31 protein-coding genes and 1 tRNA gene are annotated in these 26,330 nt (G+C 66.7%); 30 read left to right on the forward strand and 2 right to left on the reverse strand.

Features of this window, described 5'->3' with window-relative positions; translation table 11 throughout:
- Window positions 1-93: 93 nt before the first annotated feature.
- Together ALA01S_RS18290 and ALA01S_RS18295 are read right to left on the reverse strand one after the other, a co-directional pair.
- Window positions 94-816 carry a hypothetical protein gene (locus ALA01S_RS18290; RefSeq protein WP_066339207.1) on the reverse strand — a complete coding sequence of 241 codons (723 nt, stop codon included), beginning with the start codon at window positions 814-816 and terminating at the stop codon, window positions 94-96.
- A gap of 14 nt (window positions 817-830) precedes the next feature.
- Window positions 831-1,145 carry a hypothetical protein gene (locus tag ALA01S_RS18295; protein WP_066339209.1) on the reverse strand — a complete coding sequence of 105 codons (315 nt, stop codon included), beginning with the start codon at window positions 1,143-1,145 and terminating at the stop codon, window positions 831-833.
- 243 nt (window positions 1,146-1,388) lie between these two features.
- On the opposite strand from ALA01S_RS18295, the gene ALA01S_RS18300 reads away from it, so the two are divergent.
- The 30 genes from ALA01S_RS18300 (at window position 1,389) to ALA01S_RS18445 (ending at window position 26,330) form a co-directional block, all read left to right on the forward strand.
- Window positions 1,389-1,464, forward strand: a tRNA-Gly gene (locus ALA01S_RS18300).
- A gap of 14 nt (window positions 1,465-1,478) precedes the next feature.
- Complete coding sequence (locus ALA01S_RS18305) at window positions 1,479-1,799, forward strand: HNH endonuclease (RefSeq protein ID WP_169805957.1); 321 nt, start codon at window positions 1,479-1,481, stop codon at window positions 1,797-1,799.
- A 224-nt stretch (window positions 1,800-2,023) separates the two neighbouring features.
- Window positions 2,024-2,233, forward strand: coding sequence for a hypothetical protein (locus ALA01S_RS18310; protein ID WP_066339214.1), 210 nt, complete (start codon window positions 2,024-2,026; stop codon window positions 2,231-2,233).
- A gap of 9 nt (window positions 2,234-2,242) precedes the next feature.
- Window positions 2,243-3,934 carry a terminase large subunit gene (locus ALA01S_RS18315; protein ID WP_066339216.1) on the forward strand — a complete coding sequence of 564 codons (1,692 nt, stop codon included), beginning with the start codon at window positions 2,243-2,245 and terminating at the stop codon, window positions 3,932-3,934.
- Window positions 3,931-4,119 carry a hypothetical protein gene (locus ALA01S_RS18320; RefSeq protein ID WP_066339218.1) on the forward strand — a complete coding sequence of 63 codons (189 nt, stop codon included), beginning with the start codon at window positions 3,931-3,933 and terminating at the stop codon, window positions 4,117-4,119. The genes ALA01S_RS18315 and ALA01S_RS18320 overlap by 4 nt, the downstream gene beginning before the upstream one ends.
- On the forward strand, window positions 4,116-5,345 hold the full coding sequence (locus ALA01S_RS18325; RefSeq protein ID WP_084267700.1) for a phage portal protein: 1,230 nt from the start codon (window positions 4,116-4,118) through the stop codon (window positions 5,343-5,345). The genes ALA01S_RS18320 and ALA01S_RS18325 overlap by 4 nt, the downstream gene beginning before the upstream one ends.
- A gap of 71 nt (window positions 5,346-5,416) precedes the next feature.
- Window positions 5,417-6,154, forward strand: a complete 738-nt coding sequence (locus ALA01S_RS18330) for an HK97 family phage prohead protease (RefSeq protein ID WP_066339220.1) — start codon at window positions 5,417-5,419, stop codon at window positions 6,152-6,154.
- Between the two features lie 11 nt (window positions 6,155-6,165).
- Window positions 6,166-7,698, forward strand: a complete 1,533-nt coding sequence (locus tag ALA01S_RS18335) for a phage major capsid protein (protein WP_066339223.1) — start codon at window positions 6,166-6,168, stop codon at window positions 7,696-7,698.
- Window positions 7,699-7,730: 32 nt separating this feature from the next.
- On the forward strand, window positions 7,731-8,153 hold the full coding sequence (locus tag ALA01S_RS18340; RefSeq protein WP_066339225.1) for a hypothetical protein: 423 nt from the start codon (window positions 7,731-7,733) through the stop codon (window positions 8,151-8,153).
- Window positions 8,154-8,213: 60 nt separating this feature from the next.
- Window positions 8,214-8,702, forward strand: a complete 489-nt coding sequence (locus ALA01S_RS18345; protein WP_066339226.1) for a hypothetical protein — start codon at window positions 8,214-8,216, stop codon at window positions 8,700-8,702.
- A 12-nt stretch (window positions 8,703-8,714) separates the two neighbouring features.
- Window positions 8,715-8,963, forward strand: a complete 249-nt coding sequence (locus ALA01S_RS18350; protein WP_066339229.1) for a hypothetical protein — start codon at window positions 8,715-8,717, stop codon at window positions 8,961-8,963.
- A gap of 73 nt (window positions 8,964-9,036) precedes the next feature.
- Window positions 9,037-9,423: a hypothetical protein gene (locus ALA01S_RS18355; RefSeq protein WP_157119106.1), complete on the forward strand. Its 387-nt coding sequence runs from the start codon at window positions 9,037-9,039 to the stop codon at window positions 9,421-9,423.
- A gap of 4 nt (window positions 9,424-9,427) precedes the next feature.
- Window positions 9,428-10,822: a hypothetical protein gene (locus tag ALA01S_RS18360; protein ID WP_157119107.1), complete on the forward strand. Its 1,395-nt coding sequence runs from the start codon at window positions 9,428-9,430 to the stop codon at window positions 10,820-10,822.
- Between the two features lie 9 nt (window positions 10,823-10,831).
- Window positions 10,832-11,563: a hypothetical protein gene (locus ALA01S_RS18365; protein WP_066339235.1), complete on the forward strand. Its 732-nt coding sequence runs from the start codon at window positions 10,832-10,834 to the stop codon at window positions 11,561-11,563.
- Entirely contained in the window at window positions 11,560-12,033 is a 474-nt protein-coding gene (locus ALA01S_RS18370; protein WP_066339237.1) for a hypothetical protein, read from the forward strand. The genes ALA01S_RS18365 and ALA01S_RS18370 overlap by 4 nt, the downstream gene beginning before the upstream one ends.
- A gap of 19 nt (window positions 12,034-12,052) precedes the next feature.
- Entirely contained in the window at window positions 12,053-12,934 is an 882-nt protein-coding gene (locus tag ALA01S_RS18375; RefSeq protein ID WP_066339242.1) for a hypothetical protein, read from the forward strand.
- Window positions 12,934-13,380 (forward strand): hypothetical protein, encoded by a 447-nt coding sequence (locus ALA01S_RS18380; RefSeq protein ID WP_066339243.1) that lies wholly within the window; start codon window positions 12,934-12,936, stop codon window positions 13,378-13,380. Before ALA01S_RS18375 ends, ALA01S_RS18380 begins: the two co-directional genes overlap by 1 nt.
- Window positions 13,381-13,384: 4 nt before the next feature.
- Complete coding sequence (locus ALA01S_RS18385; RefSeq protein WP_066339245.1) at window positions 13,385-14,884, forward strand: hypothetical protein; 1,500 nt, start codon at window positions 13,385-13,387, stop codon at window positions 14,882-14,884.
- 1 nt (window position 14,885) lies between these two features.
- Entirely contained in the window at window positions 14,886-15,455 is a 570-nt protein-coding gene (locus ALA01S_RS18390) for a head-tail connector protein (RefSeq protein WP_066339248.1), read from the forward strand.
- A complete protein-coding gene (locus ALA01S_RS18395; protein WP_066339250.1) occupies window positions 15,455-15,781 on the forward strand; it encodes a phage head closure protein in 327 nt (108 codons plus the stop codon). The genes ALA01S_RS18390 and ALA01S_RS18395 overlap by 1 nt, the downstream gene beginning before the upstream one ends.
- A gap of 5 nt (window positions 15,782-15,786) precedes the next feature.
- Entirely contained in the window at window positions 15,787-16,314 is a 528-nt protein-coding gene (locus tag ALA01S_RS18400; RefSeq protein WP_066339254.1) for a hypothetical protein, read from the forward strand.
- Between the two features lie 6 nt (window positions 16,315-16,320).
- The gene (locus ALA01S_RS18405) at window positions 16,321-16,692 is read left to right on the forward strand and encodes a hypothetical protein (RefSeq protein WP_066339256.1); all 372 of its coding nucleotides are present in this window, start codon (window positions 16,321-16,323) and stop codon (window positions 16,690-16,692) included.
- Window positions 16,692-17,228 (forward strand): hypothetical protein, encoded by a 537-nt coding sequence (locus ALA01S_RS18410; RefSeq protein ID WP_066339258.1) that lies wholly within the window; start codon window positions 16,692-16,694, stop codon window positions 17,226-17,228. Before ALA01S_RS18405 ends, ALA01S_RS18410 begins: the two co-directional genes overlap by 1 nt.
- Before the next feature lie 6 nt (window positions 17,229-17,234).
- Window positions 17,235-19,691, forward strand: coding sequence for a SwmB domain-containing protein (locus tag ALA01S_RS18415; protein WP_066339260.1), 2,457 nt, complete (start codon window positions 17,235-17,237; stop codon window positions 19,689-19,691).
- A 3-nt stretch (window positions 19,692-19,694) separates the two neighbouring features.
- Entirely contained in the window at window positions 19,695-20,237 is a 543-nt protein-coding gene (locus ALA01S_RS18420; RefSeq protein ID WP_066339262.1) for an HK97-gp10 family putative phage morphogenesis protein, read from the forward strand.
- A complete protein-coding gene (gene gp17 / locus ALA01S_RS18425) occupies window positions 20,234-20,587 on the forward strand; it encodes a tail completion protein gp17 (protein ID WP_066339264.1) in 354 nt (117 codons plus the stop codon). Before ALA01S_RS18420 ends, gp17 begins: the two co-directional genes overlap by 4 nt.
- 98 nt (window positions 20,588-20,685) lie before the next feature.
- Window positions 20,686-21,333 (forward strand): phage tail tube protein, encoded by a 648-nt coding sequence (locus ALA01S_RS18430; protein ID WP_066339266.1) that lies wholly within the window; start codon window positions 20,686-20,688, stop codon window positions 21,331-21,333.
- 90 nt (window positions 21,334-21,423) lie between these two features.
- Window positions 21,424-21,822 (forward strand): phage tail assembly chaperone, encoded by a 399-nt coding sequence (locus ALA01S_RS18435; protein ID WP_066339268.1) that lies wholly within the window; start codon window positions 21,424-21,426, stop codon window positions 21,820-21,822.
- 20 nt (window positions 21,823-21,842) lie between these two features.
- Window positions 21,843-22,142, forward strand: a complete 300-nt coding sequence (locus ALA01S_RS18440; RefSeq protein WP_066339271.1) for a DUF1799 domain-containing protein — start codon at window positions 21,843-21,845, stop codon at window positions 22,140-22,142.
- Between the two features lie 36 nt (window positions 22,143-22,178).
- The gene (locus ALA01S_RS18445) at window positions 22,179-26,330 is read left to right on the forward strand and encodes a phage tail length tape measure family protein (protein WP_084267701.1); all 4,152 of its coding nucleotides are present in this window, start codon (window positions 22,179-22,181) and stop codon (window positions 26,328-26,330) included.

Raw genomic sequence — 26,330 nt, forward strand, 5'->3', positions numbered from 1 at the left:
TCAGCTGCTTATTCAGCAGTAAACGAAAACCGAAGCGGTCCTTTTCTGAGCTGCCTGTTCGGCAGTGCGGTGGAACCCATGTCTACCAATTTCTCAGCTGCCTGTTCGGCAGTGACTGGGATCAACCAGCACCCGCTGGACACCGAGTCGATGCATCAGCAAGTGCCACAGAGCATAGCTCATCCGCTGCCGCGTGGACGCACCTTCGGGCGCGAGGTACTTGCGAAAATTCTGAGGCGTCACACCGACCAGCGCGGCCGCAGCGGCGCCGGTCACGCCAGTGAACGATCCCTCGCCCACCACGTGGCGGATCTGCCAGGCCGTTGGCGCCTCCCACTCGTCAGGGTCCGCGGCCAGCACGTGCTCGGGCAGCAGCTCCGCGATCCACGCATTGCGTGGCGCCTCGTGCTCGCATTGCAGCCGCGCGAACTCGCCCAGCGACTCCAGCGGCATGCTGAACGTCGGCCGGCTCGCCGAGACGATCCAGTGCTGCCAGCGGTCGTCCGGCAACCCTGCCGACATGCCCGGCACCACGCCGCCGCTGACAGCGAACGCGGCCAAGTCCAGGCCCGTTGTCACGTCATGCAAGCGCACCAGCCCTGGCGCGTGGCGCCGTCGCAGGTCCGCCGCGAAGGCACCCATGTCGTCGGCGAAGGCGTCGCGCACGCCGTACTGCGTCGCGGCTTCCGGCACGGTGCGCTCGGCCAGCTGCTGCTCGCCGTAGTACAGCGTCCAGCGCCGGGAGTCCACGCCCGCCACGCGCAAAGCGCGGCCGGCGCAGAACGAGAAGGGGCCGATGCTGCAGTCGGTTTTCATCGTTCTGTTCCTGATCAGACGGCTTCGACGATGGCCATGAACTGCAGCTCGCTCATGCCCATCGCGGCGGCGTAAACGGCGAGCGGCGTGCCGTGCTTTTCGAGCAGTGCAGCGGCAATGGTCTCGCGCTGCTTCTGCGTTGCCTTCTGAAAGCGCAAGCCACTGTCATAGGCCTTGAGCAGCTTCGCGGCGAGCGCCTGCACCTTCTTGTCGCCGAGAAGATCGGCCTGCTGCAGGAATTCGGGTTCAGCGACCAGGCCAATGAGGGCATGGATCGGGGCCGATTGCATGCGGCCCTTGAAGACGCCTGCGGCGTATTCGATGTGCATCTCAATCTCCTTGAGGGACAGCGCTTGCGGTGTGCAGTGCTGATGGGGTGAATATTACTAGCGCGATTCGCGCTAGTCAAGGAGTAATGCACCTCGGCTGCGCTGGGAGCTGACGCGAAACTTACAAAAATCTTGCGCGATTGCGCAGCGTGTGCTAGAAACGCGCCATCTTTGGGGAACCTCCCCTAGCAGAATCACAGAGCCCGCCACGACGCAAGTCCGGCGGGCTTTTTCTTTCCCGGTGCGGGCGTAGCTCAGTTGGTAGAGCTGCGGTCTTCCAAGCCGCAGGTCGCGGGTTCGAGTCCCGTTGCCCGCTCCATCAAATTCATGGCCATGGCCAAGCTGACGATGCTCAAGCCGCGTGTGGCGACGGTGAGCACGCAGCGCGCGCGGACGTTCACGACCGAGACGGTGCGCATCACCGGCTCACGGTTGCAGGCGATCCGCGAGCGCATCCTGCGCAGGGACAACGGGCTGTGCCAGTGCGAGGAGTGCAAGGCCGCACCGGTGCCGCGGCTGGCTTCGGTGGTGGACCATGTGGTGCCGCTGTGGGAAGGCGGGGCTGAGTCGGACGAGAACCGGCAGAGCCTGAACGTGGGCTGCCATGCCCGGAAGTCGGCCGAGGAGGCGCGGCGGCGGGCGGGTGGACGTTGACCCCTCAACCCCCTACTCAGGGGGTTGACCCCTGCCGTATCCCCTCATGCAGAGGGGTAGGAGGGGAGGGGTAGGTAAATCTTACCGATTCCGTCAGGGCGAAACCACCCGGTTCCGCACGCGCAAAACAACGCCTCGTTTTGAGAGATATTCAAATGGCTGGAGCAAAGGGCAGGAGCGGAGGTGCCCGCCCTGGGGCCGGCCGCCCGAAAAAAACGCCGGTCGTGACCGAACTCGTGGACCCGCTGGAGTTCCTGCGCGCCGTCTGGAAGGGCGAGCTGGACCCGAGTCCGGCACAGGTGAAGGCCGCGGCTGCCGCGCTGCCCTACGTGCACCCCCGCAAGGCGCCCGGCAAGAAGGAAGACGGCGCACCGAGGACCGGCGGTAGCAAGTACGCGGCACGCCAAGGCCCGCGCCTGGTGTCCAGCCGCTGATCGCTGACCATGGAATGGTCCACCTCCTGCCCCGACTGGGAGCGCAGGATCGTTGCGCGCGAACCGCTGATCTTGGTGCCGCCGCTGTTCCCCCAGGAGGCTGACGAAGCCTGGGACATCTGCGGCGGTTTCAGGCTGGTGGATGTGACCGGCCAGCCGCTGCTGCGCGACGCTGCGCTGCCTTGGCTGCGCGACTTCGTGCGGGCCGTGTTCGGCGCCTACAACCCGGAGGACGGGCGGCGCTACATCAACGAGTTCCTGCTCTGCGTGAGCAAGAAGAACGCCAAGAGCACGATTGCTGCGGCGATCATGCTGTGCGCGCTGATCATGAATTGGCGGCAGTCGGCCGAACTGCTGATCCTGTCGCCCACCAAGGAGATAGCGGACAACTCCTACAAGCCGATCCGCGACATGATCCGCGCGGACGACGAGCTCGGCGACCCGGACCATGGGCTGCTGAAGGTGCAGGACTACTGGCGCACCATCACGCACAGAGAAACGGGTGCCACCCTAAAGGTGGTTGCGGCCGACTCGGACACCGTGTCAGGCAAGAAAGCGTCGTTCGTCTTCGTGGACGAGCTGCACGAGTTCGGCAAGCAGGCCAAGGCTTCGAACATGCTGCTGGAGGCCACGGGCGGCCTGACGTCGAGGCCTGAGGGCTTCGTCATCTACGCCACGACACAGTCGGCAGAGCCGCCGGCGGGGGTGTTCAAGGAAAAGCTGCAGTACGCGCGCAAGGTGCGCGATGGTGCAATCAAGGACCCGCGCTTCCTGCCGGTGATCTACGAATTCCCGCAGTCCATGCTGGAGGCGGGTGCGCACAAGGATTTGGCAAACGCCTACGTCACCAACCCCAACTGGGGTGCCTCGGTCGATACCGAGCGGATCACGCAACTGCACAGTCAAGCGCTGGAGAGCGGTGAGAACGCCTTCAAGGAGTTCCTGGCCAAGCACCTGAACGTCGAGATCGGCATGAACCTGCGGGGCGACCGCTGGGCTGGTGCCGACTACTGGGAAGGTGCGGCCGAGCCAGTGCTCACGCTGGACGAGCTGCTCGCGCGCGCCGAGGTATGCACGGTGGGCATCGACGGCGGCGGGCTGGACGACCTGCTGGGCCTGGACGTCCTGGGCCGCTGCAGCGAGACGCGCCGCTGGCTGGTGTGGAGCCATGCCTGGGCGCACCGCATCGTGCTGACGCGCCGCAAGGAGATCGCGCCGCGGCTGCTCGACTTCGAAGCCGATGGCGACCTGACCATCGTGGACCTTCCTGGCCAGGATGTGACCGAGGTGGCCGACATCGTCTGCCGCGTGCGCGACGCCGGCCTGCTGCCGGAGAAGGCTGCGGTGGGCGTGGACGCCGCCGGCATTGGCGACATCGTGGATGAGCTCACGGCCCCGGGCCGCGACATCACGATGGAGCAGATCGTGGGCATCAGCCAGGGCTGGCGCTTGAACGGCGCCATCAAGACCTGTGAGCGCAAGCTCGCCGGCGGCGAGATGGTGCACGGCGGCCGGCCGATGATGGCCTGGTGCGTGGGCAACGCCCGCACGGTACAGCAGGGCAACGCCGTGTCCATCACCAAGCAGGTGTCTGGCACGGCCAAGATCGACCCGCTGATGGGACTTTTCAATGCGGCCTCTCTGATGGCCATGAATCCGGTCGCTGCCGGGGGCAAGAGTTTCTGGGAGACCACGACGTGACGACACTGCTGACCCGCTGCAGCGCAGCGGCCGCGCGCCACGTCCCCGACGTGCTGGGCGTCTGCGGCGCCTCAGCCATAGCCTATGGCGCAAGCCTCATCTATGTGCCGGCTGGCTGGATCGTTGGCGGCGCCATTGCGCTGGCCGTTGCCGTGCTCAGCGCCCGGAAGGCTGACGCGCCGTGAGCTTCCTGGGGAGGCTGGTCGCACCGCAGCGCAAATCGGCGGGCGACACGCTGGAGATTTTTCGGGAGCTGTTCGGCTCCCGCCTGTCGAAGGCCGGCATCGCCGTGAACTGGGACACCGCCATCCGGGTGTCCACAGTGCTGGCGTGCGCGAGCGTCATCTCGCGCGGAATCGCGCAGGTGCCACTGAAGGTGTTCCTGCAGCAGGGCGAGAGCAAGACGCCAGCGCTGGACCATCCGCTGTACTACCTGCTGCACAACCAGCCCAACCCGTGGCAGACAAGCTTCGAGTACCGCGAGACGATGGGCCTGCACCTGGCGCTGGCCGGCAAGCACTACTCGTTCATCAACCGCGTGAGCGGCGGCCGCATCGAGGAGCTGATCTCCTTTGAGCCGCAGAAGGTGTGCGTGGACCGGGCCACGGACGGCACGCTGACCTACAACATCACCATGCCCAACGGGGCGCAACAGGCCTTCCCGCAGGAGGCCATCTGGCACGTGCGCGGCCCGAGCTGGAACGGCTGGCAGGGCATGGACCCGGTGGAGCTGGCGCGCGAGGCCATCGGCCTGGCCATCGCGGCCGAGGAGCAGCACGCCAGGTTGTTCAGGAATGGCGTGCGACCGAGCGGCACGTACTCGGTCGAGGGCAAGCTGCTTCCCGACCAGTACAAGGTGTTGCGCGAGTTCATCGTCGAGAACACCACCGGCGACAACGCCAGCATGCCGCTGATCGTCGACCGCGGCGCCAAGTGGCTGCCGCAGGCGATGTCCGGCGTTGACAGCCAGCATCTGGAGACGCGACGCTTCCAGGTCGAAGAGATCTGCCGCAGCTTCGGCGTGATGCCGATCATGGTCGGCTTCGCCGACAAGACAGCCACCTACGCCAGCGTCGAGCAGATGCTGATCGCGCACGTCGTGCATTGCTTGTCGCCTTGGTACATCCGGCTGCAGCAGTCCATCGATGCGCACCTGATCGGCAAGCGCGACGTGGTGCGCGGCTACTACGCCAAGTTCATCGCCCAAGGCCTGCTGCATGGCGCCATGCAGGACCGCGCCGAGTATTTCGCCAAGGCACTGGGCGCCGGCGGCTCGCCAGCCTGGATGACGCAGGACGAGGTGCGCGGCCTGGAAGAGCTCAACCCCATGGGCGGCGCGGCGGCGAAGCTGCCGGTACCGACCAACGTCGGCGGCGGACAGCCGCAGCCGGCCGCCAACGACGACACCTGACGCGTCGCGCCGCAAGACACACGAGCCGCCTTCGGGCGGCTTTCGCATTTCAGCCCCGCAAGGAGCTCACCATGAACATCGCTGCCCGCTTCGAACGCAAGGACGGCGCGGATCCCGCCCATCTCGGGTGCGGCCTGGTCGAACTGAAGTTTTCCGGCGCCGACGAGAAGGAGATGACCTTCAGCGGGTATGGAGCCGTCTTCGGCAACATCGACAGCTACGGCGACGTGATCCAGAAGGGCGCCTTCGCCGACACGCTGCGCCGCGCCAAGAGCAGCGGCCAATGGCCGGCCATGCTGATGCAGCACGGCGGCCTGCTGGGCGCGGAGATGACGCCTGTCGGCATCTGGACCGACATGCATGAAGACGACACCGGCCTCTTCGTGGAAGGCAAGCTGGCGCCGACGCCGCGCGGCAGCGAGGCGTACCAGCTGCTCAAGATGACGCCGCGGCCGGCGATCAGCGGCCTGTCCATCGGCTATCTGGCCAAGGAATGGTCCGTGCGAACCCGGCCCGATGAGCCGCGGCGCACGCTCAAGGCCGTGGATCTCATCGAGGTGTCGCTGGTGACGAACCCGGCGAACCCGAAAGCCAGGGTCCAGGCCGTCAAGAACGACCTCACGATTCGTGATGCGGAGAAGGCTCTACGGGATGTGGGCTTCTCCCAGTCCGATGCCAAGGCAATCGTCGCCTCTGGCTTCAAAGCGCTACCTCAACGGGATGTTGAGAGGAGCGGAGTAGCTGCTGCGGAACTCGGCGACCTGCTGGCGTCCGTGCAGCGAGTTCATTCCATCTTCACCAAGCCCTGAGAGGCAACACCATGAAGAAATCCATCCTGCTGGCCGCGTGCGCGGCCCTGGCTGCCGTCGCCTCGGCTGCCGTTGCTGGCGCTGACGTGTCGGCCATCGTCGCGCTGACCGCGCATTCCCTGTTCGGCCTGGATCCGCAGGTGCTCGGCCTGGTCCTGGCCGCGGCGCCGGCCGCTGTCGGCTACGAGCGCAAGAACGCAGGCGGCGGAGATGGCGGCGGCGTCGATGCCAGTGCCGCAGTGCTTGAGGTCAAGAAGCTGGTCGAGGCCATGGGCCGAGGTTTCGAAGAGTTCAAGACCACCAACGACAACATGATCAAGGCCAAGGCCGACGGCAAGGCGCTGTCGGACTTCGAGGCCAAGCTCGACAAGATCGACAAGGACCTCACCAGCCTGAGCGAAGCCAAGAGCGCGATTGACGCCGCGCTGGCCAAGCTCAACCGCCCGGCACTGGGTGGTGCCGGCGAGGGTGCCGGCGACCTGGCCGCCGAGGTGAAGTCCTTCAACGACTACCGCCGCTCCCTGGCCAACGCTCCGGGTCACGTCTCCGAGGTCACCACCGAGCAGTACGTCGCCTACAAGAGCGCCTTCATGTCCTTCGCACGTAAGGGCAACCTGGAAATGCTGACGGACGCCGAGCGCAAGGCCATGTCCGCCGGCGTGGACTCCGATGGCGGCTACCTGCTGCCCACGCCGATGGTGGGCCGCATCATCCAGCGCGTCTATGAGACCTCGCCGATTCGGCAGATCGCCTCGGTGCAGACCATCTCCACCGATGCCCTGGAAGGCATCAATGACCTCGACGAGGCCTCGGCCGGCTGGGTGGGCGAGACCAGCGCGCGCAACGACACCAACACGCCGCAGGTCGGGAAGTACCGCATCGAGGCGCACGAGATGTACGCCCAGCCCAAGGCCACGCAGAAGCTGCTGGACGACGCCGCGGTGGATATCGAAGCCTGGCTGTCGGGCAAGGTGAGCGACAAGTTCACCCGCGTCGAGAACGCCGCCTTCATCACCGGCAACGGTGTGTCCAAGCCGCGTGGCTTCGCCGACTACCCCACGGCTGCTACCGCCGATGCCACGCGCGCCTGGGGCACGCTGGAGCACATCAAGACCGGCGCCAACGGCGCCTTCGCGAGCTCCAACCCGGGCGACGTGTTGTTCGACCTGATCGGCGCCTTCAAGGCTCACTTCCTGGCCAATGCCCGGTGGGTGACGCGGCGCGAAATCATCACGCTGGTGCGCAAGTTCAAGGACCAGCAAAACGGCTACCTCTGGCAGCCGGGTCTGCAGGCTGGCCAACCCGACCGGCTGCTCGGCTACCCGATCGTGAACGCCCAGGACATGCCGGCGGCAGCCACCGGCAGCTTGTCGCTGGCCTTCGGGGACTTCCAGGCCGGCTACCAGATCGTGGACCGCATCGGCATCCGCGTGCTGCGCGACCCGTACACGTCCAAGCCGTACGTGAAGTTCTATAGCACCAAGCGCACCGGCGGCGGCGTGCTGGACTTCGAGGCGATCAAGTTCCTGAACTTCTCGGCCTGATGCCCTGAGCGCAACCACATCGGAGAAGTCCCATGCGTGATCTCATGAACAACATCCACGTGGCCCGGGCCATCGCCCCGGTCAGCGTGGCCGACAACACCGCCCAGGTGTCCCAGATCATCGACCGCCGCGGCTACGACAGCCTCACGTTCCTGATCGCCATCGGCGCCGTGGCCGACGCCGACGCCACCTTCACCGTACTGGTGGAGGAGGGCGACGCCGCGAACCTGTCCGACGCTGCGGCCGTTGCCGACGACGACCTGATCGGCACCGAGGTGCTGGCGGGATTCCAGTTCGATGACGACAACGAGCCCCGCAAGATCGGCTACCGGGGCGCCAAGCGCTACGTGCGCCTGACCATCACCCCGGTCAACAACGCTTCCGCAGCCCTACTCGCAGCCGTGGCGGTGCTCGGCCACGCGTCGATCAAGCCGACCGCCAACCCGCCGGCCTGACCCACTTCGTTGCCAAATTGAGGCCGCCTCCGGGCGGCCTTCTCATTTCTGGAGGCCGTCATGGCTGCAATCGTCCGAATCGTGCAGAAGAACGGCGCTGGCGCAACTGCGACCGACGCCAGCGGCGGCGTCCGCTTCAAGAACGCCGACAACGCCACCGTCGACCTGAACAACCCGCTGGTCAAGCCCACCTCTGGCAGCGACTTCAGCTTCGAGAAGTGGCTGCGCCTGGAGGTGACCGGCGGCACGTACTCGCAGATCACGAACCTGAAGGCGTACAGCGACGGCACCAACTCGTTGGGCACCGGCATCCTGCTCTGGGCCAAGGCGGTGACCACCTACGCCACGCCGGCGGAGGCCACGGCAACCACGGGCTACAACAACTTCTTCTCGTACACGTCCGGCTCTCCGCTGAGCCTGGGCGCGGGTCCATACACGAGCACTGGCGAGAAGGGCGACCACCTGGTGCTCATGTGCGAAGTGCAGTCCACCGCGTCGGGCGGGCTGGCGTCGGGCGATTCCGTCTTTTTCGGTTGGGATGAGATCTGAGGGCGCAACGACATGACGCCCACCCCATTCGAGATCGCCGTTGACGAGGCAACCGGCATGCGCACAGCCTCCAACGGCGCCGTGCGCGTGGCCCTGCACGACACCGACGGCGTGATCTTCCGCCGCCGCGGCGTGATGGTCGCCGGCCCGCTCGCCGGGGCACACGTCGAATGGGCCGTCGTTGAGCTCGCCGGCGTGCGTGTCTACGTCGACAGCGCCAGCGGCGCGGTCGTCGTATCGCGCCAGGACATTCACCCCTGAATTCCAAGAGGCTGCCATGCCGCTGTACTCCGTTTCGCGCGCTCGCGCTGCTCTGAGCCTGAGCGCTGACCTGTTGACGATCAAAGCCAGCGCCAGCAAGCCGCTGCGCATCAGCGTGGTGGACATCAAGGGCATGGACTCGTCGTCCTCGGTCAACGAGATCGTGATGCAGCGCAGCTCTGGCGGAACGACCGGTGGCGGCGCCATCACCCCGAGCAAGGTGAACCCGTCCAGCGTGTCGGCCAGCTTCAACGTCTACACGACCTGGAGCGTGCAGCCCACGCTCGACGGCGAAGTGCTGTGGCGCTTCGGACCCAACGCCAACGGCGGCATCGACAAGGACGTGGCCATTCCCGGCTGGGAGTGGCCTGTACCCGTCAACGGCCAGGTCAGCTTCCGCAGCGTCACCGGCACCGGAAACGTGACGATCAACCTGCGCATCGAAGAAATCGACGGCTGAAGCCATGGCATACGGCAGACCGATCGCTGTGCGGGCCGGCATGGGACGCACGCCACGCAGGCGCCCGGCCGAGTCCGTGCCGGAGCCAACGCCGGGCGTCTTGAGCGGCACCGCGTCTGCGGCCGTCCAGCTCGCCAGGTCCGCCTCGTCCGCGCTGAGCATCAGCGTCAATGCCGGCGGCGGCGGCGGCACCGACAGCCCCTCCTACCGCTACATCCGCGCCGGCGCCGCGGCAGGCGGCAACGGCTTGAGTTGGTCCACGGCCTGGAGCAGCTTTGCCTCGGCCTCCGGTATCACGGGCGGCATGACGGTGTGGGTGGCGGGCGGCAACTACGGTGCTGTCCGGCCAGGATGGAACGGCACCAACGCCAACCGCATCACGATCCGGGCTGCCACGCTGGCTTCCCACGGCACCGACACGGGCTGGTCCAGTGCGTTCGCCGTGGACGGCGGCAATCCGGTCATCTTCGACGCTGGCGGCTCGGCGTCGCCAGCCGTCACGAAAGCGTTGAACCTCGACGGCTCGAACTACGTCACGGTCGACGGCCAGATTCGCAACGCCGACCTCGAAAGTGGTTACGGCATCATCGCCCGCAACGCCTACTACGCTGTCCACTGCGATGACGGAACCGGCTCCAACGGCATCACGCTGCGCTACATCGAAGCCAGCGTCATGCCGAACTCCGACGTGAACCGGCGTGAAGACGGCATCCAAGGCAAGGGCGACGACCTGATCGTCGAATACTGCTTCATCCACGACAACGACAGCGGCGTCACCCACGGCGACAACATTCAGTGGTTTGGCGGCAACCGCATCACGCTGCGCTACAACGTCTGGAAGAACGGCGGCCAGTCGATCTACCTGGGCGACGGCGGCCTGAACTTGTGGTGCAACAACGTCGAGATTTACTACAACCTCATCTACAACCGCGGCGGCGGCCACTACAACGGCATCCTGTTCAACTGCGTGTCCTCGCAGGCGACTTTCAACGGCGGGCAGCCGGCGTACTACAACATCTACAACAACACGGTCGACCTGGAGTGCCTGTCGAACGACGGCTTCAACGCGATCCTCAACGCCGCGAACTCGGGTCCGACGATCCGCTTCACGAACAACGCGTTCCGTGCCACGAACACGAGCACGATGCAGTGGCGCTCCACGAACACCACGAACGCGTTCGACAACAGCGGCACCGGCACGTGCTTCAACCTGCCCGCGGGCATCACAGCGGCTGATCTTGGGTTCCTGGTGTCCGCGCCCTCCAACGCGCTCGGCTTCCGCCCGGGTGCGTCTTCCGTGCTGCGCGGTGTCGGCACGAACGTCGGCTTGACCGTGGACATGCTCGGTAACCTGGTGCCGAGCACGCCCGACATCGGTTGCTTCCAGTTCGCACCCTGAGGACCGCGCATGCCCATCACCTACAGCGCCGCGCACGTCACCAGCCCCAGCGGGACCTGGACCACCGGCAATATCTCCAGCGCCGCCACGGCCGTGACGACGGGGCAACTCGTCGTTGTGATGTGGACCTGCGGCACCAACGCCTCCGGCAGCGTTGGCACGCTCTCCATCTCCAACACCGGCAGCGTCGGTGCTGGGCTGACCTGGACGCTGATCGGCCAGAACTCATCGCCCTCGACGGGCAACAACGCCAAAGTCGTGGCCTGGTACGCCGTGGCCGCGCGCAACGAGAACATCACGGTCACGGTCAACAACACCGGCTGGCAGGACCTCGGCCGCCGGCTTACGACGATCGTGCATTCCGGCGCGCACGCAACGACGCCGGTCCGCTCGTTCTCCACGGCAGAGAGCCAGGCCACGTCGGCGTCGGTGACCATCACGCCGCTGCAGTCGGGTAGTGCCATGTGGATGCTCGCGGGCGACTACACCGCGGCCAACTCGGCCACGGCGGGCACGAACTGCTCACTGGAGGGCTCGGTGTTCAACAGTACCGGCGACTTCACCACGGCCGTCATCCGCCCCACCACGCAGCCGCGCACCGACTCCGCGGCCTTCACGTTGAGCCTGAGCGGCACGTCAGCGACATGGGCCTACATCGCCTTTGAAGTGCAGGCCGCCGGGTCGTCGCAGTCCCAGGCTCCGCGCTCGATGCATCAACTCCGCCAGAGGTTCGCGCAATGAACATCCTCAAGCAAAGCACCGCCGTCACGCTGGTGCTCGGACCGTTTGTGGACAACACGGACGGCTTCACGGCCGAGACGGCGCTGTCGATCGCGCAGGCCGATGTGCGGCTGAGCAAGAACGCGGGGACATTCGCGCAGAAGGGCGACACGACCAGTGCCACGCACATGGAGAACGGCTACTACTCGGTGCCGCTCAACACGACCGATACCGGCACCCTGGGGCGCCTCACTATCGCCGTAAACAAGACCGGCGCGCTCCCCGTGTTCATGAACATCATGGTCGTGCCGGCCAACGTCTACGACTCCATCGTGGCCGGCACGAACTTCCTGAAAGTGGACAGCCTGGCGCCCGTGTGGTCGATCAGCGGCACCACGCTGACCGTCAAGGCGCCGGACGGCACGACGACCCAAACCACGCGCACGCTCACGACCGACGCCGCGGCCGTGCCCATCATCGGCGCAGCCTGACCTTCGCTGGGAGCAAGCGATGCACGCGAGTTGGGCCAAGGCGCAGACCACGACGACCGGCACGGGCAACCTCACGCTGTCGGCCCTGCCTGGGTTCCCGACGCCGTATCAGCTCATGGGCTCGCTGCCGTTCGCGTACACGCTGCTCAACAGCAGCAACCAGCCAGTCGAAGGTGGCATCGCCACCATGTCGAGCTCGACGGTGATGGTGCGCTCGCGCGTGCTGCGCACTTGGGACGGCACGACGCTGACCAAGAACGGCGGCGCCACCGCCGCGAGCCTGACGGGCACGACCCAGGTCATCTGCACGCCGCTCGATGCGACCTCTGAGGCGCTGATGCCCACGGTCGACAGCACCGCCGGCGTCGGGCGCTACGTCACGTCAGCACACCGCACGACCGTCACGGCCAGTGCGTCGCCGACGTCGCTCACCGTCTACTACCAGGCGTTCCTTCTGCGCGCCGGGGGCATCGTCACCGGCTTTGCATGCAACGTCACGACGGCGGCAGCAAGCGGTGGCCAAGCGCTCATTGGCCTCTACAACCTCACGCCGACCGGCTCGATTGGGAGCCTGATTTCTGGAGCGTCGACGTCTGCGTTTGCCGTGGACACGACCGGCTTCAAAGTGCTTTCGGCCGGCACGGCGCAGTTCCTGCCGCCCGGGATGTACATCGCCGCGTTCCTCTACTCCGGGTCGTCGCTGGTCACCGCTGGCCATAACTCCGCGGCCAGCGCGCTGATCGGCGGCAGTCCGTTCGGACTCAACGGCAACGCCAACGCCCCGATCGAATACCGCACGGAAACCGTCGGCAGCCTGGCGCTGCCGTCCAGCGCCGGCACGACCACCGCGTCGAACATCGGCTCCGCTGCCGCGGTCATGCTCTTCGTGGGAGTCCAGTGATGGCCATTGCGTACGAAGAAAAGGGCGCCGGCCTGCACGAGCGCATCCGCACCCAGGGCCACTGGCTGGTGCAGGAGGACGGCGCGTGGCAGTCGAGCGACGACGCCGCCGTGCAGGCCATCATCGACGCCTACACCCTGGACGATGCGCGCGCGCCGATCATTGCCGCGATCAAGCAGGAGGCCATGGACCGCATCCTGGCGTTCTTGCCGGCCTGGAAGCAGTCGAACCTGAATGCGCGCATGAACGAGCTGAACGAAGCGCGCTTCGTACGGTCTCTGAGCATCCCGGAGGTGTACGAGGTCGAGGCGATGCGCGGCATCTGGGACAAGGCCAAAGCGATCCGTGCTGCCTCCGATGCCCACGAGGCGGCATTGAAGGCGCTGGGCACGTTCAGCGCCGTGCTCGCCTACCCGTGGCGCACTACCGGCTGGCCGACGGTCTGACCCGATGAGCCTGAGCCTCGGGGCGCTGTCGCTGCAGGCGGCAGGCTTGCCGCCCCAGACGTCCAATGGCGGCATCAGGTCGCCGTTGCTGCTGGCGCTGGGCGGCATCGGTGCCGCCAACGTGGCAATGGACGCATCGGCTCCGCTGTCGGCCGCGGTGCGTGCCGCACAAGCCGCGAGCGCCGCCGCTTCTCTCGCAGTGCTGCGTTCCAGCAGCGCCAGCGCCGCGGTGTCATTGTTCGTGCACGGCAACGCCGGCCTGCGGTCCCTGGCATTACCGGGCCTGGGTGGTGTTGGGGCCGTGCAAACGGCCGGTGGCCGCACCGTTCAGGCCTCCGTTGCGGTGCAGGCGCCAGCACTGGCCAGCGCCGACATGAACCTGGCCGTCCAGACGGCTGGCGCTGCATCCTCGGCGCTGTCGATGAACGTGCAAGGCGGTGTCGCCGTCGCGCTGCCGGCGTCGGTCGCTGTGATGGTGACGGCAGAGGTGTCCGTCGCGCTGGACGCTGCCGTGCAAGCCGCACAGGCCGCATCGGCCGCGCTGAGCGTCCACATCAACCAACCCGGCGGCCTGCGATCGCTGGCGCTGCCGGGCCTGGGCGGCATGAGCGCGCTGCTGCCGGAAGTGCCGCGCGTCCTGCCTTATGACGACGGCATCCCCGTCGCGTGGGCCTCGGACCTCGGGTGGGCCTCGCTCTATGCGCACCAGCAGGCCGGAACGCCGGTGGCAATGCGCGTGTCGTCCATCCGGGTCGTCGGAGAGGTCAGCGTCGCGGTATCTGCCCCGGGCAGCCTTGAATCCGGGCTGTCCCTGATCGTCGGTGGCAGCCCTGAGGTCGCGTTCCCGGCTTCCCTGGCGATCGAGCATGAAGAGGTGGCGTCGGCGAGTTTCGACGTGGCCGTGCGGGAACCACTGGCGTTGACGGCAGAGTTCTCCGTCAACGTGCTGGCCCCGGCTGGCGCGAGCGCTGAGCTATCGGCACTCGTCGAGGCGGCGCTGGCTGTGCAGGCTGGGCTCAGCGTCTGCGCTCAGCAGGACCGCACGGCTCAAGCCGAGCTGCACGCGATCGTGGCTCTGCGGCGGAGCGCCGTTGCCGTGACGTCCGTCGTGGTGATGGAATACGAGCCGCAGGTGGCAGTTGTGGACGTCACCATCCCGGTGATGGAGACGCGCGCAGTCGCTGCCGGCATGGCCGTTGGCGTTCAGTCGTCGGCGCTGGCAAACGCAGGCGTGAGCGTCTATGTGGACACCAGTCACCCTGCGGGCACCTTGCTGGTTTCAAGCGTAGCCGTGCAGGTCGCGCAAGCCGCGGGCGCAGGCGTGTCGGTCGCAGTGGCCAACGCCGCTGGCACCGCCACCCCCTTGAGCACCACGGTGCAGCAGCGGGCATCGCTTCGATCGACCGTGTCGGTGTACGTCTTCACGACACACGTGTACCGCCGGGCTCCGAGCGGCAGCGGCTTTGCGCCGCGCTTGAACGACACGAAACGCCCCCGGAGGTAACTTGTCAACGATCAAGGTACTGGAGGCCACCACCGAGCCGGTGAGCGTGGCAGAGGCGAAGCTTTACCTGCGCGTCGACGGCGGCGACGAGGACCTGCTGATCGCGGGACTCATTATGGCGGCACGGCACCTCGCCGAAGGCGAGATGCGGCGCACGCTCCTGAGCGCGACCTGGCAGATGACCACGGACGCATTCAGCGATGCGCTGCGCCTGGAGTGGCCGCGTGTGCTCGGCGTTGAGTCGCTGCAGTACATCGCTGAAGACGACGAGGTCGTCACGTTGGACCCGGCCGACTACGTGCTCGACAACAGCAACGACGTGGCGCCGGCCTGGCTGGTGCCAGCCAAAGGCCGTGGGTGGCCGAGCACCAGCGCCGAGATCAACGCCGTGCGCGTGCGCTACGTCGCCGGATACGGCGACAGCGCTGCCGACGTGCCGGCGGCGATCCGGCAGTGGATCCTGCTGCACGTCGGCGCAATGTACGAACACCGCGAGGCCACCGCGGCCAGGGAGCTGAAGGCCCTGCCGTTCCTGGCCGGCCTCCTGGATCCGTATCGGGTGTACGGCTGATGGGTGCCGGGCAGTACGACACGCAGGTGGACCTGCACAAGCGCCAGTCCGGCCAGGACGCGGCTGGGCAGCCGGTGCAGACCTGGGTGGTTGCGGCCGCCGGCGTCTGGGCCGATGTGCGCCACCTCTCAGGTCTGGAAGCGATCAAGGCCGGCGCCGACACATCAACCACGCGCGGATCCGTGCGCGTGCGCTGGCGCACGGGCATCGACGCCGGCATGCGCGTCGTTTCCGGATCTACGACCTACGAAATCAAGGCCGTCCTGCCGAACCGGCGCGGCGGCTACATCGACCTGGCCTGCGAGGCCGTCAACGTCCGGACCTGACCGACATGGCCAAGGAATTTCACGACTCCGTCGCCCAGCCGGTGACGGTCACGGGCACGGGCAACGCCGCGCTGGCCACGACCACGTCATACCCGGCGCGGCGCACGCTGCAGTCCGTCGTGTCTGCCGGCGCCGTCGTGCAGTACCGCATCGCGGCGGTGGACGCCAACGGCATCGAGACTGGCGAATGGGAAACGGGCGAGGGCACGTACCTGGGCAGCGACGTGTTTCAGCGCACGACGCCGGATGCTGGCTCTAGCACGGTGCCGGTGAACTTCTCCGCCGGCACGACGAAGAAGTTCACGCTCTCGATCAACGCGGACGTGCTCCGGTTCATCGCCGCGATGACCGGCGGCGCATCCCTGACCTACGACAGCGACGGTGACGTCGCCACCGCAACGATCAACGGCACGGTCTTCACGATCGGCTACACGACCGTCGCCGGCAAGAAGACCTGGACATCGGTCGCCGGCGGCGGCTCAACGATCACCTTGAACTACGACAGCAACGGCCGGTTTGCGTCGTACTCGTGAGGAATCATGGCAGACGTCCCATTTGTGCTCGCGACGATCCCCGGCGGCGTCGACTTGCGCGGCGCCGGCGAGGGTCCGGCCGAAATCCTGTTCCCGCTTGTCGCGCTCGCGGGCCCGGCGTCCGGTGTTGTGACCATACAGACGGCCAACGTCCCCCAGGCTCTCGCCGCCGCGCGCGTGGACCGCAAGGGCTGGGCGCTGCAGAACTTCGACGAAGAGCTGTGGTGGGAGTACACGAACAACCCCACGCAATACCAGTCGTTCAAGATCGATCCGTACGCGTTCTGGATCTGCCCGCCGAGCCTGCTCACCGGCGCCGCGATCAAGATTCTTGGCGGCCGCGCAGGCCAGCGCTTTTGCTTTCGTGAGGCCTTCTGATGTTCGGCGGCCTCTTCGTTCCCAGCAACAACCAGACGTCGCGGCTGTTCCGCCTGACGGCGGACGGCGGCGACACGGCAGCGCCAGGCAATACGACATTGCGCGCCATGGCGGGGTGCGTCTGCACCGTGGCGCCCAACGCGCTGCGCGTGGGCGACCTGCTGCGCATCTACTGCGCCATCGGGCGCGGGCTGAACCAGAACTCCGGCACGGAAACCGTCCAGGCCGCGCTCTATGCAGGCCCCAACGGCAACCTGACGGACACCGCCATCAGCAGTTTTGGCGTCACCACGAACACCACCACCACCACCGCGGGCTGGTCCACCGAGTGGCGAATCATCAGCAACACGACGATGCGCAAGCAAGGTGCCGGCGCCGGCTTTTCTTCGCTCTCGGCCCAGATTTCAAATATTCGCCCGGCCATCGACACGATCCCCAGCATTGCCACGGGCTTCAAGCTCACGCTGGCCGCGGCCATGTCGACCGGCACGGATTGGTGCGTCGTCAGCGATTTCCGCGTCTACATCGAGCGCTGATCCGATATGCCTACCAACTACAAGTGGTATCCCGGCCACTACGTGCTGGGGGCTGGCGACACCAAGAACCTGAATGTGCTGCTCGACGGAATCGCCAGCACCACGACCGCGACATCCAATATCCCAAACCTGATTGGGGTACAGATGCGCTACATCTGGAAGAACCTGGAAAAGCCAAGGACGGATAACCCGGCCGTTTACGAATACGATTTCAGTTCGATCCTTGACGATCTGCAGACGCTAAAGACGCGCAGCGTGGCTATCGGCCGCGACATCTACATGCGCATCCTGGTTCAGTTCAAGGGCATCGGGGGGCGCGGAGCACCGGCCTATCTGCGCTCCGGGCAAGCCGGCTACAGAAGCGAATACGGCATAGGCGTCTATACCTGGGGCAACGCTGCAGACGACGCAGCAATCAACGAACACCCAGCACTCTGGATTCCTGCCGTTGAAGAGCGCTTGGCGCTGTTCATGGAAGCCATGGGCACCGCGCTGGACAGCATCGGTCGACCGGCTGGCGACATTCGATATTTGCTGTCAACGGTTGATTTCAATGAGTCATCGTGGGGCACCAACAGCGGTACGCCACTGACTTCAACACAGCAACAGCAGCAAAAGGACGCCCTGCTGCGCATTCAGCTCAGGACAAAGAGAAAGTTTCCGACAACCATCGTCGGCCACTTCATGAATTTCCCGCCGTATGCCGTGAATACCATGTGTGGCCCGATGGTCGATAACGGCATCACGCTGGGCGGCCCCGACACCTGGTGGGATGACGACAGCGTCGAAAACGGCGTCTATGAAAAATACGCTGACGCCTGGGGCAAGACGGCAATATCTCCGAGCATCCAAAACCAGAACTGGGAATTCAAAAAGCACGCGGACGTCAATCCGCCTGGCGATGCCCCACCCATCTATTACATCGGGCACCTGTACGACGCCGCCGGAAATCCATCGCTGCAGAAGATCTACAACCGCGTCACCGGGGCCGGGGTGAGTGTGGACGGCACTTTCCGCGCCGGTCTCAAAGGGACGCACGTCACCTGGCAAGGGGCGACATGGCAGCTGCACAACACCGGCGGTTCGCTGAGCACGCTCAAGCCGTGGAACCTGATCCGCAATTTCTTCTATGACCTTTGGTCAAGCCCGGGGCCGGACTACCACAACAGGACGCCCGGCGTTGTCACCACGATTCCGACAACGCTCGAATCGACCACGTCGCCGCCACCGCCACCACCGACCGGCACGCTGACGCTCGCGCTGACAACCGACACCGGGCCGGTAACCACGGACAAGATCACGAACAATGCCGGCGTGAGCGTCACTGGAGCCAGCAGCGGCGCAACGATCCAATACTCAACGACCAACGCTGGGCCATGGACAACGACCCCGCCGACCCCCACCCAGGGGAGCAACACCTGGTTCGTGCGCCAGGTCGTGGGCGGGACGCCTGGAGCGGCATCGGCCGGGCTCACGTTCACCTACGACAACGACCCTCCGGACCTGCTGCAGATCACGGTCAACGACAACGTCGCGCTCATCACCTACACGGATGCGCTGAGCCTGACAAACGCCACCGGCTTCAAGGCGCCGGGCAGCGCGTTCACCGTCAAGCAGGGCACGTCCACAGTTGCGATCACGGGCTCATTCGTCAACGAGGATCTGAAGCGAGTGCGCCTGGACCTGGGTGCTTCCGTCACGGCCGGGTCAACGGTGACAGTGAGCTATGCCCAGCCGACCTCGGGCACGGCGCGCATCCAGGATCTGGCCGGCAACTACGCGGCCAGCTTTACCGAAGTCACGGCGACCAACACCACCGGCATCGCGACGCCGACGACGACCGTGGCGATCTCGACCGTTGGCGGCGCAGCGTCCGCGGGCTACAGCAACTCGGCGTCACCGGCTGTCGTGGGCACACTCAGCGCCGCGCTCGTCGGCTCCGAGCGAATCGAGCTGCAGCGCGCGCCGGCCAGCGGCGTCTACGTCACGCTGGGCATGCTCACGGCCACCGGCACCGCCTGGACCTATGCCGACAGCGGACTCACGGAGGGCACCTACACGTATAGGGCGCGCGTGCGCAACGGCGATCTCCTCGGTCCATTCAGTGCGCTGTTCACGGCCAACGTCGATCTGACGCCGCCGGCGGCGCCTACCGCATCTGGCGCCACCGTCGCCTTCGGTCAAGCCGCAACGATCCGGGGCACCTGGTCGGCCGAGACGGGCGATGTGCTCACCGTGAGCGTCGGCAGCGACACCTACACGACGGCCAACGGCATCAGCGTTTCTGGCACGTCCTGGTCTCTGGCGCTGCCGGCACTGCCTCCCGGCTACTACGACATCAACGCGCGCACGACCGACCGCGCCGGCAATGCCGCACTCAGCGAAGAAGAGACCGTGCTGGTCGTTCTTCCGCAGCCGTCCATCAACCACGCGCGCCTGGCCAAGGCGCGCCGCAGGCGCTGAGACATGCCCAGCTTCTCGATGAAGGCGGATATCGACAGCCTGCTGCAGGCCGTTGGCGGCATGCAGGAGCGCGCCGAAGCCGCCGCGCGCCCGGCCGCCCAGGCCGCGGCCCAGGTGCTCTATGACGCGGTGCGGGCCAACGTCGCCCGCATCAAGAAGCACACCGGCAACCTGGACCGTGCCATCTACCAAGCTTTCAGCATCGACAACAGCGGGCCCGGCCGCGCCACGTACCACATCAGCTGGAACGCGCGCCGTGCACCGCACGGGCACTTGGTGGAGTACGGCCACATGCAGCGCTACGTCTACTACAAGGGCAACGACGGCCAGATCAGGCCCATGGTGCGCCCGGGCATGGACGGCACGCCCAAGCCCAAGCAGCGAGCATCCCAGGCCGTGAAGGACGCCTACTACGTGCCACTGCCCGGCGGCCCGCGCCTCGTGGCCGCGCGCCCGTTCATCCGGCCCGCGGTGGCGAAGATGGGCGAAGCCATGGACGAGGCCAAGCGCGTGGCCCTGGACATCATCCTGGGCACGCAGCCATGAGCCTGGAATCCGCACTGCGCGACGTACTGCAAGCCATCTGCTCGCGCGCCTACCCGGACGTCGCCCCTGCCGGCGCGTCGACGCCTTATGTCGTCTGGCAGCAGATCGGCGGCCGCGCGACGAGCTACACGGATGACGCGGTGCCGGACGAAGAGAACTCGTTCGTGCAGGTCCAGGCCTGGGCGAACACGCGCGTCGAGGCCAACGGGCTGATGCGCCAGATCGAGGCCGCCATGGTCGTTGCCGCCGCGTTCGCCGCGCGCCCCATGAGCGCCATGAGCGCGGCGCCCAGCGACGACGAGAACCTGCGCGGTGCCATGCAGGACTTCGACATCTGGATCGATCGCTAGACCGATACCGAACCCGGCCACGAGGCCAACAAGCAAGCCGCCCCTGAGGCGGCTTTTTCATGCCCGCGACGCGGGCTTTTCCATCTGGGAGCCCACAAATGCCCACCGTACCGACCGGCACCATCTATGCCGTGGCCACCGCGTTCGCGTCGTCGAAGACGGTCACGGCGATTTCCAACGCCACCGAGGCTGTCGTGTCCAGCACCGCCCACGGCTACAGCAACGGCGACTACGTCGAGATCACGACCGGCTGGGGCCGGCTGAACAAGCGCGCGTTCCGGGTGAAGTCCGTTGCAACCGACACCTTCACGCTCGAAGGCGCGAACACAACGAACACCGAATTTTTCCCGTCTGGCTCGTCTGCAGGAACGGTGCGCAAGGTCACGACCTGGCAGCAGATCAGCAAGATCATGAACCCGCAGTCCAGCGGCGGCGACCCGAAGAACATCACGTACAAGTACCTGGAGAGCGACGTCGAGTTCACCAAGAACGACGGCTTCACGGCGGTGCAGGAGTCGTTCGAGATCGATGCCGACGAAATCGGCGGCGCCTCCTACACGGCGCTGGTGGCGCTCACCGAGGTGCAGTCCGACACCATCCTGAAAAAGACGCTGAAAAGCGGCTCGATCATCTTGACGCCTTCGACCATCGCGCTGAACGAGAACGTGCGCATGCAGGACGGGCAGATCAACCGCTGCGTGGTGTCCGTGGCCGCCAACAACCGCGTGACGCGGTACCAGTCCTAAACCACGTCTCCTCCGGCCCATTGCGGGCCGGCTTTACCCCGGCCGGGTCGCGCCCGGCGGGCTTTTTGATCATCACCCCACGACAACACCATGGCTGCGAAAGTCAAGCTGGGCGCGCGCCCGAAAGAGTTCAAGCACACGGTCACGGCGCCGCTGCCTGAGGGTGGCGACGGCTCCATCGAGGTTGCCTACGTCTACCGCACCCGCACGGAGTTCGGTCAGTTCGTTGACGCGCAGATGGAAGCCAACGGCGTGAAGCCGGACGGCACGCTGACCGAGGAAGAGAAGTTCACGATGCTGCGCATGCAGATGAAGGCGCGGGACTCGAACGCCGCCTACATCATGGGCATCTGCAACGGCTGGAACCTGGACTTCGAGTTCACGCGCGCCACCATCGAACAGCTCTGCGACGAGCTGCCGGGCCATGCCGACAAGATCATGAACGACTACCGCGCCGCCATCCTGGAGGGGCGCCTGGGAAACTCGTAGCGGCCGCGCGCGCGGCCTACATGACGCTCCCGACAGCCGAGGAGCTGGAGGGCACGGGCCTCACGCCCGAGGACTACGAAGACGAAGAGGTCGAGGTCTGGCCGGAGCTCTGGCCGGCCTGGTGCCTCTTCGACGACATGCGCACGCAGTGGCGCACGCGCGGCATGGATGGCCGCCCGTACGGGCTGGACTACGCCGTCCTGTTCCGGCTGATGGACGAAGACGGCCTCAAGGGCCGCGAGTGGCGGCAGGCGCTGGACGACATCCGCGTCCTTGAAGGCGCAGCGCTCGAAGAGATGCGCAAGCAACACACCAAGTAGGGCCCGAAAGGGCCCTTTCTCATTTCCGGGTAGCTCATGAGCACTGACGATCGCAAAGCCCAGCTCGGCGTAGAGGTGGACTCCACCGACGCCAAGCGCGGCTTCGAAGAGGTCAAGCAAGGTGCCCGGGACATGGCGCAGGCCGTGTCGCGCTCCGGGCAGGATGCCGCCCGCGGCATGGACGGCATCGGCACCAGCGGCGAGCGCGCGGCTGCGCAGGCTGACCGTGCCACGCGCAGCCTGGCCAGCAGCATCCAGCGCGCCACGGCGGCGATGCAGGCCGGCAGCCAATCCAGTGCCGACTACTACCGCGCCCTGGCCAACCAGCGCGGCGCCAACACGGCCGCCCTGGAGCCGTACCTGCGCCAGCTCGAAGAGGTCACGCGCAAGCAGCAGCAGATGGCTGCCAGCGCCGGCGTGTCGGCCGCGCAGACCGCAGCGGCTATGCGCTCCATCCCGGCGCAGATGACGGACATCGTCACCCAGCTCGCCGGCGGCCAGAACCCGCTGCTGATCCTGACGCAGCAAGGCGGGCAGCTGAAGGACCAGTTCGGCAGCATCGGCGCGGCGGCGCGCGGCTTCGGCAGCTACCTGGCCAGCCTCATCAACCCGGCCACGGCCGCCGGCGCTGCGGTGCTCGCGCTGGCTGTGGCCTACGAGAAGGGCGCCAGCCAGTCCGCCGAGTTCGCACGGATGATCGCGCTCACCGGCAACGCCGCCGGGCTGACCGAGGGCCGGTTCAACACGCTGGCGTCCACGATCAGCGAAACGACCAAGACCACAATCGGCAGCACGCGCGAGACGCTGCAGTCGCTCGCTGCCACCGGCCAGCTCAGCGGCCAGGCCCTGGAGAAGGCCACGGCTGCGGCGCAGTTGATGAGCAAGGTCACCGGGCAGACGGCGGACGCGATCGTCAAGCAGTTCGCTGGCGCTGCCGAAGCGCCGGCCAAGTTCGCGGCCGAGCTCAACAAGTCCTACAACTTCCTCACTGCCGCCGAGCTGCAGCACATCCGCGCGCTGGAGGACCAGGGCCGCACGCAGGAGGCGCTGGCCAGGACGTTCGATGCCCTGAACACGCGGCTCAAGGACGCCGCGCAGAACTTCGGCACGTTGGAGCGCTGGTGGGACACCCTCAAGCGCAAGGGCAGCGAAGGCATCGACTTCGTGCTGCGCATCGGCCGCGTGCAGACGACGGACGACCAGCTCAAGACCGTTCGAGAGCAGATTGCCAGGGCTTCTTCACAGCCGTTCGATCCGAGCCGCTTCGGCGGCAATGCCGAGGCGCGGGCGCGGCTTCCGCAACTCCGCGCGGACGAGTTCGCGCTCTCTATTGCCGAAGACAACGAGGCTCAGCGTGCAGACGCCGCCGCCAAGCGCGCCCAGGGCGAAAAGGACGTGGCTGCGGCCTTCGAGCTGCAGAACAAGCACCTGGACAAGCAGGGCCAGCTCAACAAGGCAATCCGCGACTACGCCGCGCAGATCAAGACGGCGCTCGAAAGCACCACGATCACCGCCGAGCAGCGCGCGTCACTGCTGGCGAACTACGACAAGAACATCAAGGCGATCCGCGAGCAGTACACCGACAAGGGCGGCGCCGCGGCCGCGCGCTCCGCGGCCAAAGACCAGCGCGACGCCGAGCTGGAGAGCATTAAGGGCCTGGAGCGCCAGCGTGTCGAGGCCTCCAAGCAGGCACAGGACGAGATCCGCGTGCTGCGCGCCACCGGCGTGCTCGATGAGCGCCAAGCCATCGAGGAAAGCACGCGCCTGGACGTGGCCGGCCTGACCGCGAAGAAGGCAAGCCTCGAAGACCAGCTCGCGCTGATGAGCAAGCGCAAGTTCTCCGAGAAGGAGATCGCGCAGGTCATGCGCGAGGTCGCGCAGGTCGACGCCGAGATCAAGACCCGCATGCTCAAGGGCGAGAACGACCTGATCATCGCGATCCAGGCGCGGGAGGACGCCTGGGCCAAGACCACGCAGGCCGAAAACGCTGCGTTCATCGAGCGTCAGCAGGACCGCGCCGGTCAGATCCAGGCCGAGGTGAAGGCCCAGCTCGAAGCGAATGCCGCCATCGGCAAGAGCGCCATCGAGATCGCGGGCCTGGAGGTGGCCAAGCTCAGCGAGACGGCCGCGACGAAAGAGCGGCTGGCGGCAGAAGCCGAGGCGAACCTCCAGAGCAAGGAGCTGATCGACGCCTATCGCACCCAGGCCCAGGCCCTGCGTGAACTCGCCGCGGCCAAGACGCAGGGTGCCGTGCTGCAGGCCAACGCTGACACCGCCAAGAAGGCCAAGGAGGAGTGGGAGCGCACCAGCGACCAGATCGGCCAGGCCCTGGCCAACTCGTTGATGGAGGGCGGCAAGAGCGCGGGCGAGTACTTGAAGGGTCTGTTCCGCACGATGGTGCTGCAGCCGGTCATCAAAGCCGTGGTGCAGCCGATCGCTGGCGCTGTGGCAAGTCTGTTTGCGCCTGCTGCAAGTGCGGGAGGTGGAGGCCTTGGAGGCAACGGGCTTGGCCTACTCTCGTCCGCCGGAAACCTCGCCGGCATGTTCGGTGCCGGCGGCTTTGCGGGCGCTCTGACCGCGGGGGCTGGCTGGCTCACTGGGGCCACGAGTTTCACGGGGGCTTTGACGGCTGCCGGCTCATTGATCGGCACTGGTACCGCCGGCGGCGTCATGAGTGGCTTGGCGATGGGCGCTGGCGCGCTCGGCCCGATCGCTCTCGGCGCGCTGGCTCTGGGGTCTTTGCTTGGCCTTGGCGGCGGCGGCACCCCCCACCGCGGCGGCGCATTCACAGTCTCCAGCGACGCCCTCTTTGCCGGCCGGCTGGCCAACGCCGCAAACGCGCCCGGCTTCGGCCTGGAGAGCGGCGCATTCCGCAGCGACCGCAGCGCCGACGTCGACAAGAGCGTGCAGTCGCTGGTCACCGGCGTGGCGTCCACGATTGGCTCTGCGCTGACCGCGTTCGGCCTCGGCCCCGCGACCGTGACCGGCAAGTTCGCATCCGACAACGACGACGGCAGCTGGGGCGGCCTGCGCATCGTCGGCAAGAACGGGCGCGTACTGGCCAACCTGGATACGCGCAGCCTGAGCAGCAACCCGCAGAAGGGTTTCGAGGAGCTGACGCAGCAGGCGGGCAAGGTCGTGCGCGACGCCCTGATTGCCGCTGACCTGCCGGGCTGGGCCAAGGACATTCTGAAGTCCGTGAGCGACTCCGCGAGCGTTGACGTGATCGGCCAGGTCGTCACCGAGATCAAGGCGATCACGGACGCGTCCACGACGCTGGGGCCGGCGCTGAACCTGAGCACCAGCCAGTTCATCGAGCTGGCCAAGGCGCTGGGTGGCGCATCGAACACGGCCTCGCTGGCGCAGAGCTATATCGAGGCCATCTACACCGACGCCGAGAAGCTCAAGGTGGCCCAGAAGACGCTGGCCACGACGTTCGCGCAGCTCGGCGTCGCCGTGCCTGCCAACGCCGCCGCGTACCGGCGCCTGGTGGAGTCGCAGAACCTCAGCACAGACGCCGGGCGGCGGATGTACGTGCAGCTCCTGCAGCTCGCGCCCGTCTTCGGCGAGATCACGAAGGCCGTGCAGCAGGCCAGCGAGGGCGTGCAGGCCGAGATCGAGCGGCTGCGCGGCGCCGCAGGCGTCAAGGACGTGGCGTCGCTGCAGGCGCAGTTCGCGGTCAAGACGGCCCAGGCCAGGGCCGGCGACAGCGCGGCGCTGCAGGCGCTGCCGGAGATCAGCAAAGCGCTCGAAGCCGCGCGCACGGCCACCGCCACCAGCGCCGCCGACGTCGCGTTCGTGCGGGCGTCGCTGGCTGCCAGCCTGGCCGAGACGCTGCGCGCGCTGAAGGTGCCGGGATTCGCTGATGGGGGTTGGCACGACGGCGGCTGGCGCGTCGTCGGCGAGCGCGGCCCCGAGCTGGAGTACACGCCGCCGGCGCGCATCTACAGCAATCCGCAGTCGCAGCAGCTCCTGAACACGGCACGGCTGGAGCAGCAGGTGGCCGTGCTCACCGAGAAGCTCATCGACTGCGAAGAGAAGCTCATGGCCATCGCGCTGCACGCGGCCGACACGTCCAAGACGCTGCGGCGCGCCATGCCTGACGGCGACGCCATCGCCGTGCGCAACGCAACCGACACCACCCTGACTGTGACCGTGGTCGGCACCGTCAGTACGACGAGCACCTGA

It is taken from the genome of Azohydromonas lata NBRC 102462, from assembly GCF_001571085.1.
In the GTDB taxonomy this organism is placed as follows: Bacteria; Pseudomonadota; Gammaproteobacteria; order Burkholderiales; family Burkholderiaceae_C; genus Azohydromonas; species Azohydromonas lata.

What these genes read in the sequence shown, in the direction of transcription:
- ALA01S_RS18345 (WP_066339226.1), top strand. Translation starts at nt 8,214, where the DNA reads ATGGCTGCAATCGTCCGAATCGTGCAGAAGAACGGCGCTGGCGCAACT.
- ALA01S_RS18420 (WP_066339262.1), top strand. Translation starts at nt 19,695, where the DNA reads ATGCCCAGCTTCTCGATGAAGGCGGATATCGACAGCCTGCTGCAGGCC.
- ALA01S_RS18435 (WP_066339268.1), top strand. Translation starts at nt 21,424, where the DNA reads ATGGCTGCGAAAGTCAAGCTGGGCGCGCGCCCGAAAGAGTTCAAGCAC.
- gp17 (WP_066339264.1), top strand. Translation starts at nt 20,234, where the DNA reads ATGAGCCTGGAATCCGCACTGCGCGACGTACTGCAAGCCATCTGCTCG.
- ALA01S_RS18430 (WP_066339266.1), top strand. Translation starts at nt 20,686, where the DNA reads ATGCCCACCGTACCGACCGGCACCATCTATGCCGTGGCCACCGCGTTC.
- ALA01S_RS18335 (WP_066339223.1), top strand. Translation starts at nt 6,166, where the DNA reads ATGAAGAAATCCATCCTGCTGGCCGCGTGCGCGGCCCTGGCTGCCGTC.
- ALA01S_RS18385 (WP_066339245.1), top strand. Translation starts at nt 13,385, where the DNA reads ATGAGCCTGAGCCTCGGGGCGCTGTCGCTGCAGGCGGCAGGCTTGCCG.
- ALA01S_RS18360 (WP_157119107.1), top strand. Translation starts at nt 9,428, where the DNA reads ATGGCATACGGCAGACCGATCGCTGTGCGGGCCGGCATGGGACGCACG.
- ALA01S_RS18395 (WP_066339250.1), top strand. Translation starts at nt 15,455, where the DNA reads ATGGGTGCCGGGCAGTACGACACGCAGGTGGACCTGCACAAGCGCCAG.
- ALA01S_RS18305 (WP_169805957.1), top strand. Translation starts at nt 1,479, where the DNA reads ATGGCCAAGCTGACGATGCTCAAGCCGCGTGTGGCGACGGTGAGCACG.
- ALA01S_RS18380 (WP_066339243.1), top strand. Translation starts at nt 12,934, where the DNA reads ATGGCCATTGCGTACGAAGAAAAGGGCGCCGGCCTGCACGAGCGCATC.
- ALA01S_RS18330 (WP_066339220.1), top strand. Translation starts at nt 5,417, where the DNA reads ATGAACATCGCTGCCCGCTTCGAACGCAAGGACGGCGCGGATCCCGCC.
- ALA01S_RS18445 (WP_084267701.1), top strand. Translation starts at nt 22,179, where the DNA reads ATGAGCACTGACGATCGCAAAGCCCAGCTCGGCGTAGAGGTGGACTCC.
- ALA01S_RS18295 (WP_066339209.1), bottom strand. Translation starts at nt 1,145, where the DNA reads ATGCACATCGAATACGCCGCAGGCGTCTTCAAGGGCCGCATGCAATCG.
- ALA01S_RS18290 (WP_066339207.1), bottom strand. Translation starts at nt 816, where the DNA reads ATGAAAACCGACTGCAGCATCGGCCCCTTCTCGTTCTGCGCCGGCCGC.
- ALA01S_RS18350 (WP_066339229.1), top strand. Translation starts at nt 8,715, where the DNA reads ATGACGCCCACCCCATTCGAGATCGCCGTTGACGAGGCAACCGGCATG.
- ALA01S_RS18375 (WP_066339242.1), top strand. Translation starts at nt 12,053, where the DNA reads ATGCACGCGAGTTGGGCCAAGGCGCAGACCACGACGACCGGCACGGGC.
- ALA01S_RS18405 (WP_066339256.1), top strand. Translation starts at nt 16,321, where the DNA reads ATGGCAGACGTCCCATTTGTGCTCGCGACGATCCCCGGCGGCGTCGAC.
- ALA01S_RS18415 (WP_066339260.1), top strand. Translation starts at nt 17,235, where the DNA reads ATGCCTACCAACTACAAGTGGTATCCCGGCCACTACGTGCTGGGGGCT.
- ALA01S_RS18370 (WP_066339237.1), top strand. Translation starts at nt 11,560, where the DNA reads ATGAACATCCTCAAGCAAAGCACCGCCGTCACGCTGGTGCTCGGACCG.
- ALA01S_RS18365 (WP_066339235.1), top strand. Translation starts at nt 10,832, where the DNA reads ATGCCCATCACCTACAGCGCCGCGCACGTCACCAGCCCCAGCGGGACC.
- ALA01S_RS18440 (WP_066339271.1), top strand. Translation starts at nt 21,843, where the DNA reads ATGACGCTCCCGACAGCCGAGGAGCTGGAGGGCACGGGCCTCACGCCC.
- ALA01S_RS18400 (WP_066339254.1), top strand. Translation starts at nt 15,787, where the DNA reads ATGGCCAAGGAATTTCACGACTCCGTCGCCCAGCCGGTGACGGTCACG.
- ALA01S_RS18410 (WP_066339258.1), top strand. Translation starts at nt 16,692, where the DNA reads ATGTTCGGCGGCCTCTTCGTTCCCAGCAACAACCAGACGTCGCGGCTG.
- ALA01S_RS18340 (WP_066339225.1), top strand. Translation starts at nt 7,731, where the DNA reads ATGCGTGATCTCATGAACAACATCCACGTGGCCCGGGCCATCGCCCCG.
- ALA01S_RS18315 (WP_066339216.1), top strand. Translation starts at nt 2,243, where the DNA reads ATGGAATGGTCCACCTCCTGCCCCGACTGGGAGCGCAGGATCGTTGCG.